This window comes from Aquitalea pelogenes, assembly GCF_041914625.1.
GTDB classification, from domain to species: domain Bacteria; phylum Pseudomonadota; class Gammaproteobacteria; order Burkholderiales; family Chromobacteriaceae; genus Aquitalea; species Aquitalea pelogenes.
Genome location: NZ_JAYSDA010000020.1, coordinates 85,191 through 88,548 on the forward strand (window position 1 = coordinate 85,191; position 3,358 = coordinate 88,548).

The 3,358-nt window shown below is 39.3% G+C and carries 4 protein-coding genes; all 4 read left to right on the plus strand.

Annotation, left to right across the window (positions count from 1 at the left end; all coding sequences use genetic code 11):
- Positions 1–89: 89 nt before the first annotated feature.
- Positions 90–1,148, plus strand: a complete 1,059-nt coding sequence (locus tag ACE3SE_RS15350) for a fimbrial protein (RefSeq protein WP_374556481.1) — start codon at positions 90–92, stop codon at positions 1,146–1,148.
- A gap of 176 nt (positions 1,149–1,324) precedes the next feature.
- Positions 1,325–1,564, plus strand: coding sequence for a FimD/PapC C-terminal domain-containing protein (locus ACE3SE_RS15355; RefSeq protein WP_374556483.1), 240 nt, complete (start codon positions 1,325–1,327; stop codon positions 1,562–1,564).
- 284 nt (positions 1,565–1,848) lie between these two features.
- Positions 1,849–2,928 (plus strand): fimbrial protein, encoded by a 1,080-nt coding sequence (locus ACE3SE_RS15360; RefSeq protein ID WP_374556485.1) that lies wholly within the window; start codon positions 1,849–1,851, stop codon positions 2,926–2,928.
- A gap of 197 nt (positions 2,929–3,125) precedes the next feature.
- Positions 3,126–3,358 (plus strand): hypothetical protein (locus ACE3SE_RS15365; RefSeq protein ID WP_374556487.1); only part of this gene is annotated, 233 nt, incomplete at its 3' end.

A 3,358-nucleotide genomic window follows, 5' to 3' on the forward strand; every position in this document is an offset into this window, starting at 1 on the left:
TGAGCACGGCCCAGCACATTGAAGAAAAGCCATAGGCTTTATCATTGCAGTACAACCTTGCCTATTTTTAGAAAGCTATACTATACAACATGGCCAAATCAGTAAATAGCATTATTATTTTATCAGTAATTATTCTGCTTTCATTTCCCACAAAAACTTACGCTGCAGGAATGAAATGTGGCCTATATCAGGAGAATGAAATATTACCTGATTATAGCGCAACAATGAACCCGACAACTATTAATTACACCGGCCCAGCGAACCAAAGAGTTAACGCCACTGTAGCGGGAGGGAGCGCCAACTCCTATGGATATTTTTATTGCCCTAACACTTCTCCAGCAGTATGGTATACGGCTGATAGTGGAATAACCTTCTTACCAGTATCCACAGGTGAATACTTTATATTAACCAATATTCCTGGAATTGGAATAAGTTTTAACATACTACCACAAGGCGGAACCCTTACCCCAATAAATTCAAAAGACAGAACATATTTAGGGAAAGCAACCGCAACAGCAGGATCTTCTTCCCCTACTATATACTACAACATTACTTTGAGATATACCGGCATAGCGATAAGATCGGGCACGTACACTTTTCCAAAAACAAAGCTGGGTAGAATAGAACTTGATACTGGATATGATGCATATGGCACGCACTATATGAGCCGGTTCGATGTATGGCTCAACAGTTTTACGATTACCGCAACAACGTCCACGTGCACGGTCAATACCAAGAACTTGTCTGTTGCATTTCCTGCAATCACAGCATCATCCATTAACAATGCCATAAATGGTAGCAATATTAGTACTCAGAACTTCTCAATTCAGCTAAACTGCCCTTCTACAGGCGGACCTAATGTATATACTACATTTACTGATAATAACAACCTTGGAAACACGAGTAATATTCTTACACTAAATCCATCCAGTAGCGCAAGGGGTGTTGGTGTACAGCTTAAGTATAAAAATACACCTATATATTTAGGCCCTGATTCCGGCATGGCAGGGAACAGCAATCAGTTTTTATTGCAAACTAGTGCGACTGGAATTGTCAACATACCATTTACGGCTACATTGATAAAAACTAGTGATGCAATAATTGGTGACTATAATGCAACAGCTACGTTTACCATGAGCTATCAATGAGTGTATAGGTTGAAATACTTGGCATTAGGATAACTTCATTATCTGGCAATTGCATGATTGATAGTGCTAGATATGCATTATTACCTGAATTATCTTCTTACGAACTGAGTGATGTATAACTGTAAACCGGCAGTATTAGTGAAGGTGTTGAATTGCAGGGCAGTAGCAATCAAGCCGTGCCGCGTAGTGATGCTGTAGTCTATGTCAACTTCAAAACAACAAAAGGATTACCAGTTCTGTTTAAAGTAACACAGTCCAATGGTGAAGTACTGCCATTTGGTACGAATGTAATGGATAAAAATGACAATGTTGTTGGTGACGTTGGCCAAAATGGAAAACTCCTGGCACGCGTCAAGAATGCAAAAGGTACTTTGTATGCCACTTTGAATAACAAGGGAACCAGTAAATTTAGCTAAAATACTTTTGAAAACTCAAAAAACAATACTCTACAAAAAAATACCTGCAATTGAAATTAATAGAAAGCAGAATACGAAAAATATCAAATATCTTATGCAATAGCAGATAGAAGATCAACCTCTTAAATTAAAAATCTGCCTGATTTTTTGTATAGGCAATACCATGTACTGCTTTAGCTTGCTGTGCCCTCACAATAAAAGACAAAGCCAGACTAAAGCTATATCTATTTCAAGACCAGGCATAATACCATTTAGAAAAATTCTTATCTTGAAGAAGCGGAGCAATGATGATTTTATTATCAATAAATCGATTTCTTAAAATCGCTCTCTTCAGTACCGTTCTAGCCTATTCGCAATCGCCATATGCTCACGACGGAATTTGTTCATATGGTGGCTCTACTGACTCATTGAACAAAAATTTAACAATTGATCCGATTACTTTACCTAGTGTCAGCTGGAGTGGGGCTGCAAATGCGATACCACCTATATGGGTTACAACATCAGTCAATGGTAGCAAGCTCTCCTGCTCGTTCCGCACTGTAACTTCAAAAATGACTTTCACGGCGCAAACCGCACCCACCGGAAAATTTATAACAGTGAATGGAACAAGTTATCCAATTTTTGCAACTCCAACTAACGGCATTGGATATATTTTGGCACTGAATACGCTGAGCAATGCACCAGTTATTATCGGTAGCGGTACGCTTTTTATTGGTAACAATGACAGCATGGATGGAAATGGATTCAAATTCAATCAACGGCTTCAACTGGTTTCTATGGGCACGCTACCAAATGGAAGTTTCACAATCCCAAGCATGACGCTAGGTACCCTATCGATTATTCCAACAACCAATCCTACTGATTATGGTGGATCAATTACAGGCAACACTCAAACACGCCAATTGATAAGCAATGCAACCACAATAACCCTTGCCGCGAAAACCTGTTCACCAACAATAAACAATATCCAAGTCACGTTCCCTGAACTATTCATTTACAAAGACACTTTTTGGGCCAATCCAGTACCGCAAAACTTTAACCTTGGTCTTAATTGTACACAAGGTCCGATTAATGCCTACATTACCTTTTCTGATGCCAACACCCCTGGAAATAACAGCAATATTCTCAGCCTTGACCCCACATCAACAGCAAGCGGTGTGGGTATACAAATAAAATATAATAATGGCCCACCAATCAACTATGGTTTGGACTCGCCCAATGCAGGAAATAGTGGTCAGTTTTTATTACAAAGCAACCTTAGTGGATTAGTCTCATTACCCTTCACTGCATCACTCATCAAGACCGGAACGATGAAGGCTGGAAGTTTTACAGCACGGGCAACATTTACTTTTTCTTATCAATGAATATCTAATAGCATTGGATATAGAATATTTTATATTAAAATACTGATCCATACGTTACTGTAGAAGTGTGGCAAGTGATATTTGCTAAAACTCCAGATTTCCAGACGTAAAAATCCACACAAATTTACACTAACGTTTTGCAGTAGATATTGAGCATGTAGAGCTAAATACTGAAGTTAGCATGGTGCTGAAAAATAGTGGAGAAAAGTGACTATCCAGACTGCCTGTTGCTAAAACCCTATGTAAAATCATCCAGCAGATTGCGATTTCAGGTTTGTAACCAAGGGATAGTGAAGCAGTGTATTGGGATAAAAACCGACGAAACGAAATATGATAAGAAAAAAGCCCTTGCAGATATCTGCAAGGGCTTTTGTCTGGAGGCGCGGGCCGGAGTCGAACCGACCTACACGGATTTGCAATCCGGTGCATA

What these genes read in the sequence shown, in the direction of transcription:
- ACE3SE_RS15360 (WP_374556485.1), top strand. Translation starts at nt 1,849, where the DNA reads ATGATGATTTTATTATCAATAAATCGATTTCTTAAAATCGCTCTCTTC.
- ACE3SE_RS15350 (WP_374556481.1), top strand. Translation starts at nt 90, where the DNA reads ATGGCCAAATCAGTAAATAGCATTATTATTTTATCAGTAATTATTCTG.